This is a genomic window from Pseudomonas sp. Pseusp10 (assembly GCF_059492225.1).
Genome location: NZ_CP168528.1, coordinates 314976 through 330941, shown reverse-complemented (window position 1 = coordinate 330941; position 15966 = coordinate 314976). Strand labels below are relative to the sequence as shown.

The following is a 15966-nucleotide window of genomic DNA, read 5'->3' as shown; positions in this document are numbered from 1 at the left end:
CACAGAATAGTGGGCATGCACAGGCCCACTGTGGGAGCGAGCTTGCTCGCGATAGCGGTCTGTCAGGTGCCGAAGATCACTGGGTCAAATTCGAATTGCTCTGCCCCACCGCCAACCCCGCGCGAATCGCCGCCAGCGCCGCCTGATAATAAGCCTGGCCTTCCGCCGATTCGGCAAAGGTCGCGAACTCTTCCAGCTCGTTGTCCGACAGGTCGCGATAGACGTAGAGCAGCGTGTTGTTCAGGTCACTGCCGATCTGATCCATCAGGCGCTGACGTTGTCCGTTCAACATGCCCTGTGCCTGACCGGCACCCAACAGCCCGGGGATCATCGAGCTCAAACTGTCCGCGGCGACGCCAGCAATCGCCAGGCTGACCTCCGCGCCGGCCTCGCGTGCGGGCAGGGCTTGGGCCAAATGGCCGATGATCAGCATGCGGCTGTCGCTCGCCTGCATCTTCGGCAGACCCTTGGCGTTTTTCGCCAGTTGGTCGCGACGGGTCGCCAGCAGCTCGGCGGCGACGATTTTCTTGCCCAGGGGCGACTTGAAAAACGTTAGCGCGGGTTTGGGGTCGGCGAGGTTCTTGCGCAATTGTGCTTCGGCGCGCTGGTCCACGGCCCGGTCGGCAAAACGCTGATTGCTGTTGTTGACCAGTGCCTGAAACACCGCCGGCGGCAGGCTGCCCTGGTAGCGTTGCTGAGCAGCCGAGAGGGCGTCGTTGAAATGCGCGCGTTGTTCCGGCCAGCCGGCGACCTTGTACAACTGGTCGTGGCCGTCTGCCCAGGCGGGCAAAACGCAGAACATCAGCAGTGATAAAAGCAAACGGCGCATAGGGACTCCAGTCAGCAGGCGACTATTCTCCGTGCGGTATCCGTACTTGTCGAGAATTCGTATCAACCCGCTGCGCGGCTCTGTCGGATTTCCGGGCACAGGAATACTATGCGCGGCATGCAAATATCCTCTGATCACCCGCTGCTGTTACGAATCGTCGACGACCTGGCTGAGCACGGCTGGTCGCAGCAGAATATTTTCCTGCCTCTGGATCTCACCCGAGCGCTGGCGGCCGAGTGCCGTCAACGAGCTGCCGAGGGTGAACTGGCTCCGGCCGCCGTGGGCCGCGGGCCGTCATCGGAGATCCGCGAAGGGATTCGTGGCGACCATATCCAGTGGATCGACCCCGGCCAGGCCGAGGCCTGCGACAGCTACCTGAGTTTGATGGACAGCCTGCGCGAGGCGATCAATCGGGGCCTGTTTCTCGGCCTGGAGGATTTCGAAAGCCATTTTGCGATGTACCCGCCCGGTGCCTTCTACCTGAAACATGTCGACCGCTTTCGCGATGACGACCGGCGCATGGTTTCGGCGGTGGTTTACCTCAATGACGGCTGGCTTCCCGAACACGGTGGCCAGTTGCGCATGTACCTCGACAATGATCGCGTCCACGACGTGCAGCCTATCGGCGGCTGCCTGGTGGTGTTTCTCTCCGGTGAGGTGCCCCACGAAGTCCTGCCCGCGACCCGGGATCGCCTGTCGCTGACCGGCTGGTTCCGCCGGCGCGGCAACGAGCCGTTCTGATCATGCAGAAAATTCTTGTCAGCCGCTGCCTGTTGGGCCACCGCGTCCGTTACGACGGCGGGGCCAGCGGGCCGTTCGATCAGCTTCAGCAGTGGCTTGATGAAGGACGGGTCGTGCCGTTGTGTCCGGAAGTGGCCGGTGGTTTGCCAACGCCACGGGCGGCGGCGGAAATCCCGGGCGGGCAGGGCGCACAAGTCCTCGATGGCCAGGCGTTGGTAATCACCACCGAGGGCGAGGACGTCAGTGCGCAGTTTCTGTCGGGGGCGTATCAGGCACTGGAGCTGGTGCAAAAGCACGGCATCCGCGTCGCCATCCTCAAGGCCAACAGCCCGTCCTGCGGCAATCGGCTGACCTATGACGGGACGTTCAGCGGCGTGAAGGTCAGTGGCGAGGGCGTGACGGCGGCGCTGCTCAAGCGCCATGGCGTGCAGGTATTCAGTGAGCTGGAGTTGCCGCAGGCAGCGCAGGCGTTGGCAATGCTGAACTGACAGCCGACACAAAACCCTGTGGGAGCGAGCTTGCTCGCGATGAGGCCAGTCCAGTCAACATTGATGTTGAATGTCAGGCCGCCATCGTCGGAACGCCGCCCGGAGCAAGCTCGCTCCCACAGGTTCTGCATTTACTTCAGTTCTGCAGCTTTGGCACCACACCCGCATCCACCCCCAGCCACTTCTGCTCCAGCGCTTGCAGCCGACCATCCTCCTTGATCCGCTGCAAGGCGTTCTCCAGGCTGGCATGGAACGCCGGATTGCCCTTCTGAAACGGAATCGCCAGGCTCACGGCCGGGTCGGATTTGGGCTTCTCTTCCGTCAACGACTGCACCAGCAGAATGGAGCGCGGCTCTTCTTTCTGCGCGATCAATTGCGCATTGGTTTGAATATAGGGTTCGCTGAAGTCGAAACGATCCTTGAGATCGGGGGTCACTGCTATGTGGTTGATGGCGATGTCGTACTTGCCACTTTCGACACCGGTCAGCAGATCGCTGCCGTCGGTGACGACAAAGTCGGCCCGGACATCGAGTTCACTTGCCAGCAGTTGGCCCAGCTCGACTTCGAAGCCGGTGAGTTTGTCGTCATCCTTGAAGTTGAATGGGGGGGTGTTGGCTTCAACAGCAATGCGCAATTCACCCCTGTCGTTGACGTCATCAATCAGTTCGGCGTGAGCCAAAGGGCTCAAAAGGGGTAGCAGGCAGATCAGGCCAGGCAGAAAGCGCATGGTCACTCCTTTGAATTTATTATCGCGGACCCTCTGATTCAGGCTCGCTTTGCTATGGTTGTCGAGTGCCTTCGACAACAAATGACCATGAAGTTGTCATGACCACGCGAATTTTACGGAAAAACTGGAGAAGATAATGAAAACCTTTATGTCACGAGCTGCTTTGGCTGGCCTGTTGATGGGTGTTTCAGTGCTGGCCAGTGCTGCCACGCCGGCTCCGAAAGGCGCCGAAGTGTCCATCGTTACTCCCAAAGACGGCGCGACGATCCCACAGACAGTCCTCGTCAAATTCGCGGTCGAGAACATTGCCCTGGCACCGGCGGGCGATACCACCAAGAACACCGGTCATCACCACGTGCTGATCGACGTCGATGAGCTGCCAGCCGCCGGTGTGCCGATCCCCAAGGATGCCAACCACCTGCATTTCGGCGGTGCGCAGACCCAGGCGGAAATAACGCTCACGCCGGGCAAGCACACCCTGCAGCTTGAACTGGGCGATAGCAACCACATACCGTTCGATCCACCGATCGTTTCCAAGAAGATCACGGTCAACGTCAAGTGACCTTGTTGCGTGAATGAAAAAGGGAGCCCGAAGGCTCCCTTTTTTGTCGCTCAGGTCGTGATCAGAACAACACACGACTACGGATAGTGCCGTTGACGTGTTGCAGCTTCTCTTGCGCCAGGTCCGAGTACTCGGCGTCGACGTCGATCACCACGTAGCCGACCTTCTCGTTGGTCTGCAGGAACTGGCCGGAGATGTTGATGCCGTTTTCGGCGAAGACCTTGTTGATCTCGCTCATCACACCCGGGATGTTCTCGTGGATGTGCAGCAGGCGGTGCTTGCCAGGGTGAGCCGGCAGGGCCACTTCCGGGAAGTTCACGGACGATACCGAAGTACCGTTGTCGCTGTACTTGACCAGTTTTTCCGCGACTTCCAGACCGATGTTGGCCTGGGCTTCGGCGGTGGAGCCACCGATGTGCGGGGTCAGGATCACGTTGTCCAGGCCACGCAGCGGGCTTTCGAACTCTTCGTCGTTGGAGCGTGGCTCCACCGGGAATACGTCGATGGCCGCGCCGATCAGGTGCTTGTCCTTGATCGCGTCCGCCAGGGCGTCCAGCTCGACCACGGTGCCGCGGGCGGCGTTGATCAGGATGCCGCCTTTCTTGATAGCGCGGATTTCTTTCTCGCCCATCATCCACTGGGTGGCGGCGGTTTCCGGTACGTGCAGCGAAACGATGTCAGACATCGCCAGCAGCTCGTGCAGGTTGCCTACCTGAGTAGCGTTACCCAGTGGCAGCTTGGTGATGGTGTCGTAGAAGTACACCTGCATGCCCAGGCCTTCCGCCAGGACCGACAGTTGAGTACCGATCGAGCCGTAACCGACGATACCCAGCTTCTTGCCACGGATTTCGAAGGAGTTGGCCGCGCTCTTGATCCAGCCGCCACGGTGGCAGGAAGCGTTCTTCTCAGGGATACCGCGCAGCAGCAGGATCGCTTCGGCCAGCACCAGCTCCGCTACGGAACGGGTGTTGGAGTACGGTGCGTTGAACACCGCGATGCCGCGTTCGCGGGCCGCATCCAGGTCGACCTGGTTGGTGCCGATGCAGAAACACCCTACAGCCACGAGCTTCTTCGCGTGATCGAAGATCTCTTCGGTCAGTTGAGTGCGGGAGCGAATGCCGATGAAGTGAGCATCAGCGATCTTTTCCTTGAGCTGGGCTTCCGGCAGAGAACCTGTGAGGTACTCGATGCTGGTGTAGCCCGCCGCCTTGAGGACGTCGACAGCCGATTGGTGGACGCCTTCGAGAAGAAGGAACTTGATCTTGCTCTTATCGAGAGAAGTCTTGCTCATCTGCGTAAACCTGTATCCCGGAGAAAAATGGCAGGAAATGGTCAACAGACGCTGACCCGAGCGGCATGACAGCCGTCGCCGCAGAATAGCCGTTGGGCACTATGCTGCGGGGTCGGTATGCTAGCATATGCGCCCCGCTAAACACTCATTCCTGCGACGTGAAGCGTTCTCAGGATGACCATGAATTGTTCGAGAGTTCTGTCGATGACCAATCCTGCCCTGATTGAAGAGCTGAAGACCCTGGTTGAGCCTGGCAAGGTGCTGACCGATGCCGACTCCCTGAATGCTTACGGAAAGGATTGGACCAAGCATTTCGCCCCGGCCCCGACCGCCATCGTGTTCCCCAAGACCACTGAGCAGGTCCAGGCCATTGTCCTGTGGGCCAATAAACACAAGGTGGCGCTGGTGCCGTCCGGTGGTCGCACCGGCCTTTCCGCAGCAGCGGTGGCGGCCAATGGCGAAGTGGTCGTGTCCTTCGACTACATGAACCAGATCCTCGACGTGAACCTCACTGACCGCACGGCCGTTTGCCAGCCGGGCGTGGTCACTGAGCACCTGCAGAACGTGGCCGAAGAAAAAGGCCTGTACTACCCGGTGGACTTCGCTTCGGCCGGTTCCAGTCAGATTGGCGGCAATATCGGCACCAATGCCGGCGGGATCAAGGTGATTCGCTACGGCATGACCCGTAACTGGGTCGCCGGCATGAAAGTGGTCACCGGCAAGGGCGACGTGCTGGAGCTGAACCGCGACCTGATCAAGAACGCCACCGGCTACGACATGCGTCAGCTGTTCATTGGCGCCGAAGGCACCCTCGGTTTCGTGGTCGAGGCGACCATGCGCCTGGACCGTGCGCCGAAAAACCTCACCGCGATGGTTCTCGGCACCGCCGATTTCGACTCGATCATGCCGGTGCTGCACGCCTTCCAGAGCAAACTCGACCTGACCGCCTTCGAATTCTTCTCCGACAAAGCCCTGGCCAAGGTCATGGCCCGTGGCGATGTCCCGGCGCCGTTCGAATCCGACTGCCCGTTCTACGCACTGCTGGAATTCGAAGCGACCACCGAAGAAGTGGCCAACCATGCCCTGGAAACCTTCGAGCACTGCGTTGAGCAAGGCTGGGTGCTGGATGGCGTGATGAGCCAGAGCGAAACCCAGCTGCAGAACCTGTGGAAACTGCGCGAATACATCTCCGAAACCATTTCCCACTGGACGCCGTACAAGAACGACATCTCGGTCACCGTATCGAAAGTCCCGGCGTTCCTGAAGGAAATCGACGCGATTGTCGGCGAACACTACCCGGACTTCGAAATCGTCTGGTTCGGCCACATCGGCGACGGCAACCTGCACTTGAACATCCTCAAGCCGGATAACCTGAGCAAGGACGAGTTCTTCGCCAAGTGCGCCACCGTGAACAAGTGGGTGTTCGAAACCGTCGAGAAGTACAACGGTTCGATCTCCGCCGAGCACGGCGTGGGCATGACCAAGCGTGACTACTTGACCTACAGCCGTTCGCCGGCTGAGATCGAGTACATGAAGGCGGTCAAAGCGGTGTTCGACCCGAACGGCATCATGAACCCGGGCAAGATTTTCGCTGTTTGATTTTCTAACTCAAGTGCCAACGAAACAGGAGTCGGTAATGAGCTATCAGCACCAGTATGTCGACGGTACGCGCATTCATTTCCCGCTGGGGAAAGTGGTTTGCATCGGCCGTAACTACGCCGAACACGCCAAGGAACTGGACAACCCGGTGCCGACCGAGCCACTGCTGTTCATCAAGCCGGGCAGTTGTGTTGTGCCGCTGGAAGGCGGATTCAGCATTCCGACCGAGCGCGGTTCGGTGCATTACGAAGCGGAAATCGCGGTCTTGATCGGCAAGCCGTTGTCGACCAAACCGAGCCGTGAAGAAGTGCTCGACGCCATCTCCGGTTTCGCCCCGGCCCTGGACCTTACCCTGCGCGACAAGCAGGCCGAGCTGAAATCCAAGGGATTGCCTTGGGAAATCGCCAAGTCCTTCGACGGTGCGGCAGTGATTGCTCCGTTCGTATCCGGCAGCACATTTGCCGACCTGACCGACATTGGCATCCGCCTGACCATCAACGGTGAAGTGCGCCAGGACGGCAACAGCAGTGCAATGCTCAACCCGATCGTGCCGATGATCCAGCACATGGCCGGCTGCTTCTCGCTGCAGGCCGGGGACGTGATCCTCACCGGCACGCCAGTGGGTGTCGGTCCGCTGAATGTCGGTGACGAGATCGTTCTGGAGTTGCCGGGCGCCAGCCGGTTTACCAGCAGCGTTCGCTAGTCCAGGTACTGCCAAGCCCTGTGGGAGCGAGCTTGCTCGCGATGAGGCCGTGTCAGGCAACAGAGATGTTGAATGACACACCGCAATCGCGAGCAAGCTCGCTCCCACAGTAATATTTGGTGGGCTGCAGTTCGGATTCCACACGGTTCCATCCTGTCATTTCCCGTTTTTTTCACATCCTGTCTGGATAATTTCAGGACCTTCGGTCTCTGAACCGGCCCCAAACTGTGCTATTACCCCCTAGCCTGAATTTCTGGAACGCATTCCCCGATGGCCACTCCTCCGCTTTCCACGCTTGAACCTGCCCGCCGCTCGCGCTTCGCCCTGCGTTGGTACATCTGGCTTCTATTGGTGGCCGTTGTCGCCTACGGCGTCGCATTTGCCATGCATTGGGATGCGCGAGGCGTGCTCTGGGTGAAAGAGCAATTCAAGAGTCCGGCCGAGCGCCAGGCGAGCATCTGGCTTCCGGACTACCGGGTGGTGATCGATGCCAAGCCGTTGCCGGGCATGGAGAAGGACGAAGCATCGGATCTGGCCTACGACCCCCAGACCAAGACCCTGTTTTCGGTCATGGGCAAAAACCCCTTCCTGGTCGAGCTGACATTGCAGGGCGACGTGCTGCGCAAAATGCCATTGGTCGGCTGGAGCAACCCCGAGGGCGTCACCGTGCTGGGCGACGGCCGACTGGCCATCGTCGATGAGCGCGAGCATCTGATCGCTATCGTCAAGGTTGATGCCGACACCCGCGAACTGAACATCGCCGATTTCCCGAAATACGACCTTGGGCCTTCGAAAGACCAGAACAAGGCTTTTGAGGGTGTCACCTGGGATCCTCGTAATCAGCAACTGGTGTTGGGCGAAGAGCGTCCGCCGGCATTGTTTGCCTGGAAAGGTGACGGCAAGGTTCTGACCGGCGACAAGCTGAGGCTGGCCAGTCATGCACTGGACATGCGCAACCTGTCGGCACTGGCCATCGACCCGCGGACCGGCCACATGCTGGTACTGTCCGCCGAATCGCACCTGTTGCTGGAGCTGGACAAGCAGGGTGAGCAGGTCAGTTTCATCACCCTGCTGCGTGGCTTCAATGGCCTGAAAAATACCATTCCCCGTGCTGAAGGCGTGGCTATGGATGAGGCAGGCACGCTGTACGTGGTAAGTGAGCCGAACCTGTTTTATCGCTTCGAAAAACAGCACTGACGTTTACGATTTGCAGGATTTCCTGCGCTCGGTTGTAGGATCGGGTCAGTGACCATTAAGCTTCAGTTCAGACAGGCGTGATATTTCATCCGCCTGTTTTGACTCGAGCCCGTCCGAATGCATCGATTTGCCCGCCCAAAATTTCTGATTCTGATCCTGTCGGTGGTCTTGCTGATCGCGTTGACAGTGATCGCCCAGTACCAGCGCCTGTTCGAGCGCGCGTGGTTCAATGTGCACGCGCTGTGGCAGCCGGTGAATTCCCGGTCGATGGGGCTGGACCAATACCAGGTCGTGACCGAAGCGCAGGTGATCGATGGCCTGACTGACGACGTTTCAGCGTTGACCTACGACCCGGTGCGCAAAAGCCTGTTCACCGTCACCAACAAACGCAGCGAATTGATCGAGTTGTCCCTCGACGGCAAGGTTTTGCGCCGTGTGGCGCTGGTCGGTTTCGGCGATCCGGAGGCGGTGGAATTCATCAGTGCGGACACCTATGTGGTCGCTGATGAAAGCGAGCAACGGCTGATCAAGATTCATCTGGAGCAGGACACCGTCTTCGTCGATGCAGCAGACGCGGAGCAGATGAGCATTGGCGTACACATGGGCACCAACAAGGGCTTCGAGGGTCTGGCTTACGATTCGCGGGGCAAGCGCCTGTTCGTCGCCAAGGAGCGCGACCCGATGTTGATCTACGAGGTGCACGGTTTTCCGCGCTTCAATCCCGAAGAATCCTACTCGGTGCACGTGATCAACAACCCCAAGCGTGATGCCGGGATGTTCGTGCGCGACCTGTCGAGCCTGCAATACGACGAGCGCAGCGGGCATTTGTTGGCGCTGTCGGATGAATCGCGGTTGATTCTGGAGCTGGATGTGGATGGGCGCCCGCTGAGCACCATGTCCCTGAGCAAGTGGCACCAGGGGTTGCAAAAAAACGTGCCGCAAGCGGAAGGGATTGCCATGGATGACGACGGTACGATGTATCTGGTCAGTGAGCCGAACCTGTTTTACGTGTTCAAAAAACCAACACAACTCTAACCAGCACCACAAAGTAAATGTGGGAGCGAGCCTGCTCGCGATAGCGGTGTATCAGTCGAGATTGATTTCAACCGACTGTCCGCTATCGCGAGCAAGCTCGCTCCCACAGGTATTTCATCTGCCCGCAAACAGGTGGGCAGGTTGGCTTATTGGGCGCGCAGTGTCTTCACGCCTTCGCTTGTACCCAGCAACAGCAAATCCGCCGGACGGGCCGCGAACAAACCGTTGGTGACCACGCCGACGATCGCATTGATTTGCGTCTCCAGTTCCACCGGGTTGGTGATCTGCATGTTGAACACGTCGAGGATGATGTTGCCGTTGTCGGTCAGCACGCCTTCGCGGTAAACCGGGTCGCCGCCGAGCTTCACCAGCTCGCGGGCGACGTGGCTGCGGGCCATCGGGATCACTTCCACCGGCAACGGGAAAGTACCGAGGACCGGTACCAGTTTGCTCGCGTCGGCGATGCAGATGAAGGTCTTGGCCACGGCCGCGACAATCTTCTCGCGGGTCAGGGCAGCGCCGCCGCCCTTGATCAGGTTCAGGTGTTCGTCGCTTTCATCGGCGCCGTCGACATAAAACTCCAGGTCGCTGACGGTGTTCAGTTCGTACACCGGAATCCCGTGGCCCTTGAGGCGCGCGGCGGTGGCTTCGGAACTGGCGACGGCGCCATCGAATGCACCCTTGTGCCGGGCCAGGGCGTCGATGAAGCAGTTGGCGGTGGAGCCGGTGCCGACCCCGACAATGCTCTTGTCGTCGAGTTTCGGAAGGATGAAGTCGACGGCGGCCTGAGCCACTGCCTGTTTGAGTTGATCCTGGTTCATGCGGGCTCCGAGGTGCCGAGGAGGGAACGAAAGGCCGGCATTATAGGCTTCGGGGCGGGGAAGGTCATTGCCCGATTGGCGGTTCGTGACCGTTCCCTGTAGGAGCGAGCTTGCTCGCGATGGTCGTGAACGATAACGCGTGAAAATAGATGTTCAGCGGTGCCATTGCGTTTTTCGCGAGCAAGCTCGCTCCTACAACAGGTGGTCGTGTAACTGAAAGCCGGGTTAGACTCCTTGGTCCTGCCCAACCCGCTCAGTGATGCTTTCCGATGCTTGAACAGTACGTCAAAAAGATCCTCACCTCGCGCGTTTATGACGTTGCCGTAGAAACCCCATTGCAGACTGCCCGCCAGCTCTCCGAGCGGCTGGGCAACAGCATTTGGCTCAAGCGCGAAGACTTGCAGCCGGTGTTCTCGTTCAAGATTCGCGGCGCCTACAACAAGCTGACACAGTTGAGCGACGAAGAGCGTGCACGTGGTGTCGTCACCGCGTCGGCGGGCAATCACGCGCAAGGCCTGGCTCTGGCGGCGAAGGTGTTGGGCGTGAAAGCGACCATCGTCATGCCCAAGACCACCCCGGAAATCAAGGTCGAAGGCGTGCGCTCCCGTGGCGGCAAAGTGGTGCTGCACGGCGATTCGTTCCCGGAAGCCCTGGCCTACTCGCTGAAACTGGTCGACGAAAAGGGCTACGTCTACATCCACCCCTACGACGATCCCCACACCATTGCCGGGCAGGGCACCGTGGCCATGGAGATTCTGCGCCAGCACCCTCAGCCACTGGATGCGATTTTCGTTCCGGTGGGCGGCGGCGGCCTGATCGCCGGCATCGCAGCGTACGTCAAGTACCTGCGCCCGGACATCAAGATCATCGGCGTCGAGCCGGATGACTCCAATTGCCTGCAAGCCGCCATGGCGGCGGGCGAGCGTGTGGTGTTGCCGACTGTGGGCATCTTCGCCGACGGTGTGGCAGTGGCCCAGATCGGTCAGCACACGTTCGACATCTGCAAAGATCATGTCGATGAAGTGATCACCGTCAGCACCGACGAAATCTGCGCCGCCATCAAGGACATCTACGACGATACCCGATCGATCACCGAACCTGCCGGCGCCTTGGGCGTGGCCGGGATCAAGAAGTATGTCGAGCAGCGCGGCGTCAGTGGCCAGACCTTCGTGGCCATCGACTCCGGGGCCAACGTCAACTTCGATCGCCTGCGCCACGTCGCCGAGCGTGCGGAGTTGGGCGAGGGCCGCGAAGCCATCATCGCTGTGACCATTCCCGAGAAGCCGGGCAGCTTCAAGGCGTTCTGCGAGGCCATCGGCAAGCGCCAGATCACCGAATTCAACTACCGCTACAACACTGGCAGCGAAGCGCACATCTTTGTCGGCGTGCAGACCCACCCGGAAAACGACCCGCGCAGCGCGTTGATCGCCAGCCTGAGCGAGCAAGGTTTCCCGGTGCTGGACCTGACCGACAACGAGCTGGCCAAGCTGCACATCCGCCACATGGTGGGCGGGCGAGCGGCGCATGTGGTCGATGAAGTGATCCTGCGTTTCGAATTCCCGGAGCGTCCGGGGGCGCTGTTCAACTTCCTCAACAAGCTCGGCGGGCGCTGGAACATTTCGATGTTCCACTACCGCAACCATGGCGCGGCAGATGGCCGGGTCGTCGCGGGCCTGCAAGTACCCCACGACGAGCGCCATCTGGTGCCGGCGGCGCTGGAAGAAATCGGTTACCCGTACTGGGACGAAAGCGACAACCCGGCCTATCAGCTGTTTCTTGGCTGAGCGGCTACGCTGTTGGGCAGGCAATAAGGAAAACTGACAATGGAAACGTTAACTGCCCTGAAAGCGGCGCACATGGTGGCAACTGTCGTACTGCTGGCTTGTGCGCTGGGTCTGGGAATCTGGGTGTTGCTTGCGCGGCGCAAAGGTGACGCGACGGCGGGTAGTCGCACCTTGCAGCGGCCAAGGGTGTTTATCTGGCTGCTGATGGGGCTGGCGCTGCTGAGCATGCCGTTTACCGGCTGGTGGATGGTGCATCTGGTGGGCTGGCCGTTGGGTCAGACCTGGTTGCTGGCGTCCAGCGTGTTGTACACCGTTGCGGCGCTGGCGTGGTTCTGGTTGCTGGTGCGGCTGAACAAGCTGCGCAAGGCGCCGGGTGCTGTGGGGAAATTCACCTTTGCCCTGGCATTGTTCAGTTTTGTCTGTTTTGTTGCCATTGCCGGGTTGATGGGTGCCAAGCCGGTGTAGGAGCGAGCCTGCTCGCGATGGGCGTTAACGATAACGCGGGGCGCCTGACGCCCCGCAGCGATCTTGAGTTTTTCGCGAGCAAGCTCGCTCCTACAGTAAGGCGATATCAATCGCGCAACGAAATCACCGGCCAGCCGCGCTTCTCGGCCTCGGCCCGCAGATTCGAATCAGGATCGACAGCGATCGGATTAGCCACCAGCTCCAGCAACGGCAAATCATTCATCGAGTCGCTATAGAAGTAGCTGTCATCCAGCGTATACCCGGTTTCCTCCAGCCAGCGATTCAACCGCGTCACCTTGCCTTCACGGAAGCACGGCACATCGGTGCTGCGCCCGGTGTAGCGGCCGTCGAGCATTTCGCATTCGGTGGCGATCAGGGTTTCGACGCCCAGGCGCTCGGCGATCGGTCCGGTAACGAAGCGGTTGGTGGCAGTGATGATCACCAGTTTGTCGCCGGCCGCGCGGTGTTTGGCCAGCAGTTCGATCGCCTTGGGCAGCAAGATCGGCTCGATGCAGTCGCGCATGTAATCGCTGTGCCACTGATCCAGCGTGGCCATTTCGGTGCGGCCAAGGACTTCCAGGCAGAAGTTCAGGTAAGCCGCGTTATCCAGTTTGCCGGCCAGGTAATCCTGGTAGAACGCATCGTTGCGTGCCTTGTAGGCGACGGCATCAAGAAAGCCGCGCTCGCACAGGTAATCGCCCCAGGCGTGATCGCTGTCACCGCCCAGAAGGGTGTTGTCCAAATCGAATAAAGCCAGGCGCATTACAGTTACCCGCTGAAAAGTCAGTAAAAAGGCGACAAGAATACGGTCTTTTCACAAGAGTGCACATAAGGTAGGAACCTTCGTTGCCGCCTTAACAACCTTTGTGGAACAATGCGGCGACATGCGTTTGCGAGGTTGTTGCCGTGATCGACCCCGATGGTTTTCGCCCCAATGTCGGGATCATTCTGACGAATGACGCCGGCCAGGTGCTATGGGCTCGCCGAATCAATCAAGATGCCTGGCAGTTTCCGCAGGGGGGAATCAACCCCGAAGAGACGCCGGAAGACGCCTTGTACCGCGAGTTGAACGAAGAAGTAGGCCTGGAGCGCGAAGATGTTGAAATTCTCGCCTGCACCCGGGGCTGGTTGCGCTATCGTTTGCCGCAACGTCTGGTGCGTACCCACAGCCAACCGCTGTGCATCGGCCAGAAGCAGAAATGGTTTCTCCTGCGCCTGATCTCCAACGAGCAGCGGGTGCGGATGGATTTGACCGGTAAACCGGAGTTCGATGGCTGGCGCTGGGTCAGCTATTGGTATCCGTTGGGCCAGGTGGTGACATTCAAGCGCGAGGTGTATCGACGCGCTCTCAAAGAGCTTGCCCCGCGCCTTTTAGCGCGCGACTGACGACGGAGTTCGACCCCGAGCCATGCTCAATACGCTGCGCAAGATCGTCCAGGAAGTTAACTCCGCCAAGGATCTCAAGGCGGCGTTGGGGATTATTGTGTTGCGCGTCAAAGAGGCCATGGGCAGCCAGGTCTGCTCGGTCTACCTGCTTGATCCCGAGACCAACCGTTTCGTGCTGATGGCCACCGAGGGCTTGAACAAGCGCTCGATCGGCAAGGTCAGCATGGCGCCCAATGAAGGTCTGGTCGGCCTGGTCGGCACGCGCGAAGAACCCCTGAACCTCGAAAACGCCGCGGACCACCCGCGCTACCGCTACTTCGCCGAAACCGGTGAAGAGCGTTTCGCGTCGTTCCTCGGCGCGCCGATCATTCACCACCGTCGCGTCGTCGGCGTGTTGGTCATCCAGCAAAAGGAGCGTCGCCAGTTCGATGAGGGTGAAGAAGCCTTCCTCGTGACCATGAGCGCGCAGCTCGCCGGCGTTATTGCCCACGCCGAAGCCACCGGTTCGATCCGTGGCCTCGGTCGTCAGGGCAAGGGCATCCAGGAAGCCAAGTTCGTCGGCGTGCCGGGTTCACCGGGTGCGGCGGTCGGTACGGCAGTGGTCATGCTGCCACCGGCCGATCTGGACGTGGTGCCGGACAAGACCATCTCTGACATCGACGCCGAACTCGGGCTGTTCAAGACCGCCATCGAAGGCGTGCGCGCCGACATGCGCGCGTTGTCCACCAAGCTTGCCACGCAGTTGCGCCCGGAAGAGCGGGCCTTGTTCGACGTCTACCTGATGATGCTCGACGATGCCGCGCTGGGCAGCGAAGTCACCACCGTGATCAAGACCGGCCAGTGGGCCCAGGGCGCGCTGCGTCAGGTGGTCACCGATCACGTCAACCGTTTCGAATTGATGGACGACGCTTACCTGCGCGAGCGTGCCTCGGACGTCAAGGACCTCGGTCGGCGCTTGCTGGCCTATTTGCAGGAAGAGCGCCAGCAAACCCTGGTCTACCCCGACAACACCATCCTGGTCAGCGAAGAACTGACGCCGGCGATGCTCGGCGAGGTGCCGGAAGGCAAGCTGGTCGGTCTGGTGTCGGTGCTCGGTTCCGGTAACTCCCACGTCGCCATCCTCGCCCGCGCCATGGGTATCCCGACCGTGATGGGTCTGGTCGACCTGCCGTACTCCAAGGTCGACGGCATCCAGATGATCGTCGACGGCTACCACGGCGAGGTCTACACCAACCCGAGTGACGTGCTGCGCAAGCAGTTCGCCGAAGTGGTCGAGGAAGAAAAACAACTGGCCCTCGGGCTGGATGCGCTGCGCGATCTGCCGTGTATCACGGTCGATGGCCACCGCATGCCGTTGTGGGTCAACACCGGCCTGCTGGCGGATGTGGCGCGCGCGCAGAAGCGCGGAGCCGAAGGTGTCGGCCTGTACCGCACCGAAGTGCCATTCATGATCAACCAGCGTTTCCCGAGCGAAAAGGAACAACTGGCGATCTACCGCGAACAACTGGCCGCGTTCCACCCGCAACCGGTGACCATGCGTACTCTGGACATCGGCGGCGACAAGTCGCTGTCGTACTTCCCGATCAAGGAAGACAACCCGTTCCTCGGCTGGCGCGGCATTCGCGTCACCCTCGACCACCCGGAAATCTTCCTGGTGCAGACCCGTGCCATGCTCAAGGCCAGCGAAGGCTTGAACAACCTGCGCATTCTGCTGCCGATGATCTCCGGTACTCATGAATTGGAAGAAGCGCTGCACCTGATCCACCGCGCCTGGGGCGAAGTGCGCGACGAAGGCTGCGACGTGCCGATGCCGCCGATTGGCGTGATGATCGAGATCCCGGCCGCTGTTTATCAGACCAAGGAACTGGCGCGGCAGGTGGACTTCCTCTCCGTTGGTTCCAACGACCTGACCCAGTACCTGTTGGCCGTGGACCGAAACAACCCGCGGGTCGCCGACCTCTATGACTACCTGCACCCGGCGGTGCTGCAAGCCCTGCAAAACGTGGTGCGCGACGCCCATGCCGAAGGCAAGCCGGTGAGCATCTGCGGTGAAATGGCCGGTGACCCGGCGGCGGCCGTGCTGTTGATGGCGATGGGTTTCGACAGCTTGTCGATGAACGCCACCAACTTGCCGAAAGTGAAGTGGATGCTGCGCCAGATCAACCTGAGCAAGGCCAGGGAATTGCTGGCGGAACTGATGACCATCGACAACCCGCAAGTGATCCACAGTTCGTTGCAACTGGCGCTGAAAAACCTCGGGCTGGCGCGGATGATCAATCCGGGGGCGATCAAGGCCCTCTAAAACGCTGACGGCCTCTTCGCGAGCAAGCTCGCTCCC

Annotated in this window: 16 protein-coding genes; 11 read left to right on the top strand and 5 right to left on the bottom strand. The window is 60.2% G+C overall.

The window, feature by feature from the left end; translation table 11 throughout:
• Positions 1-76: 76 nt before the first annotated feature.
• The gene (locus ACEN8Z_RS01475; protein ID WP_008003922.1) at positions 77-829 is read right to left on the bottom strand and encodes a DUF2059 domain-containing protein; all 753 of its coding nucleotides are present in this window, start codon (positions 827-829) and stop codon (positions 77-79) included.
• Between the two features lie 108 nt (positions 830-937).
• On the opposite strand from ACEN8Z_RS01475, the gene ACEN8Z_RS01470 reads away from it, so the two are divergent.
• Together ACEN8Z_RS01470 and ACEN8Z_RS01465 are read left to right on the top strand one after the other, a co-directional pair.
• Positions 938-1570, top strand: coding sequence for a 2OG-Fe(II) oxygenase (locus ACEN8Z_RS01470; protein WP_495596572.1), 633 nt, complete (start codon positions 938-940; stop codon positions 1568-1570).
• Between the two features lie 2 nt (positions 1571-1572).
• Positions 1573-2058, top strand: a complete 486-nt coding sequence (locus ACEN8Z_RS01465) for a 2-thiouracil desulfurase family protein (protein ID WP_495596571.1) — start codon at positions 1573-1575, stop codon at positions 2056-2058.
• A gap of 136 nt (positions 2059-2194) precedes the next feature.
• Here the strand turns inward: ACEN8Z_RS01465 and ACEN8Z_RS01460 are convergent, their stop codons facing one another.
• Positions 2195-2785, bottom strand: coding sequence for a transporter substrate-binding domain-containing protein (locus tag ACEN8Z_RS01460; RefSeq protein ID WP_495596570.1), 591 nt, complete (start codon positions 2783-2785; stop codon positions 2195-2197).
• A gap of 136 nt (positions 2786-2921) precedes the next feature.
• Between ACEN8Z_RS01460 and ACEN8Z_RS01455 the strand changes: the two genes are divergently transcribed.
• Positions 2922-3347 (top strand): DUF4399 domain-containing protein, encoded by a 426-nt coding sequence (locus tag ACEN8Z_RS01455; RefSeq protein WP_495596569.1) that lies wholly within the window; start codon positions 2922-2924, stop codon positions 3345-3347.
• 61 nt (positions 3348-3408) lie between these two features.
• Here the strand turns inward: ACEN8Z_RS01455 and serA are convergent, their stop codons facing one another.
• Positions 3409-4638 (bottom strand): phosphoglycerate dehydrogenase, encoded by a 1230-nt coding sequence (gene serA / locus ACEN8Z_RS01450; RefSeq protein ID WP_007995536.1) that lies wholly within the window; start codon positions 4636-4638, stop codon positions 3409-3411.
• A 204-nt stretch (positions 4639-4842) separates the two neighbouring features.
• Here serA and ACEN8Z_RS01445 point away from each other — a divergent pair, with 204 nt between their 5' ends.
• From ACEN8Z_RS01445 to ACEN8Z_RS01430, 4 genes are all read left to right on the top strand, one after another.
• Complete coding sequence (locus tag ACEN8Z_RS01445; protein WP_495596568.1) at positions 4843-6237, top strand: FAD-binding oxidoreductase; 1395 nt, start codon at positions 4843-4845, stop codon at positions 6235-6237.
• Positions 6238-6274: 37 nt separating this feature from the next.
• The gene (locus ACEN8Z_RS01440) at positions 6275-6940 is read left to right on the top strand and encodes a fumarylacetoacetate hydrolase family protein (RefSeq protein ID WP_007995532.1); all 666 of its coding nucleotides are present in this window, start codon (positions 6275-6277) and stop codon (positions 6938-6940) included.
• 270 nt (positions 6941-7210) lie between these two features.
• A complete protein-coding gene (locus tag ACEN8Z_RS01435) occupies positions 7211-8137 on the top strand; it encodes an SdiA-regulated domain-containing protein (protein ID WP_495596567.1) in 927 nt (308 codons plus the stop codon).
• A gap of 117 nt (positions 8138-8254) precedes the next feature.
• Positions 8255-9172 (top strand): SdiA-regulated domain-containing protein, encoded by a 918-nt coding sequence (locus ACEN8Z_RS01430; RefSeq protein ID WP_495596566.1) that lies wholly within the window; start codon positions 8255-8257, stop codon positions 9170-9172.
• A 146-nt stretch (positions 9173-9318) separates the two neighbouring features.
• Here the strand turns inward: ACEN8Z_RS01430 and rpiA are convergent, their stop codons facing one another.
• Positions 9319-9993: a ribose-5-phosphate isomerase RpiA gene (gene rpiA / locus ACEN8Z_RS01425; RefSeq protein ID WP_007982953.1), complete on the bottom strand. Its 675-nt coding sequence runs from the start codon at positions 9991-9993 to the stop codon at positions 9319-9321.
• Between the two features lie 269 nt (positions 9994-10262).
• Here rpiA and ilvA point away from each other — a divergent pair, with 269 nt between their 5' ends.
• The gene (ilvA, locus tag ACEN8Z_RS01420; protein ID WP_495596565.1) at positions 10263-11777 is read left to right on the top strand and encodes a threonine ammonia-lyase, biosynthetic; all 1515 of its coding nucleotides are present in this window, start codon (positions 10263-10265) and stop codon (positions 11775-11777) included.
• 39 nt (positions 11778-11816) lie between these two features.
• The gene (locus ACEN8Z_RS01415) at positions 11817-12242 is read left to right on the top strand and encodes a DUF2269 domain-containing protein (protein ID WP_495596564.1); all 426 of its coding nucleotides are present in this window, start codon (positions 11817-11819) and stop codon (positions 12240-12242) included.
• A gap of 106 nt (positions 12243-12348) precedes the next feature.
• Here ACEN8Z_RS01415 and ACEN8Z_RS01410 read toward each other — a convergent pair whose 3' ends face one another.
• Positions 12349-13005 (bottom strand): histidinol-phosphatase, encoded by a 657-nt coding sequence (locus tag ACEN8Z_RS01410; RefSeq protein WP_495596563.1) that lies wholly within the window; start codon positions 13003-13005, stop codon positions 12349-12351.
• 143 nt (positions 13006-13148) lie between these two features.
• Here ACEN8Z_RS01410 and ACEN8Z_RS01405 point away from each other — a divergent pair, with 143 nt between their 5' ends.
• Together ACEN8Z_RS01405 and ptsP are read left to right on the top strand one after the other, a co-directional pair.
• Positions 13149-13628 (top strand): RNA pyrophosphohydrolase, encoded by a 480-nt coding sequence (locus tag ACEN8Z_RS01405; RefSeq protein ID WP_003229203.1) that lies wholly within the window; start codon positions 13149-13151, stop codon positions 13626-13628.
• Between the two features lie 22 nt (positions 13629-13650).
• Positions 13651-15930 (top strand): phosphoenolpyruvate--protein phosphotransferase, encoded by a 2280-nt coding sequence (gene ptsP, locus ACEN8Z_RS01400; protein WP_495596562.1) that lies wholly within the window; start codon positions 13651-13653, stop codon positions 15928-15930.
• Positions 15931-15966: the final 36 nt, after the last annotated feature.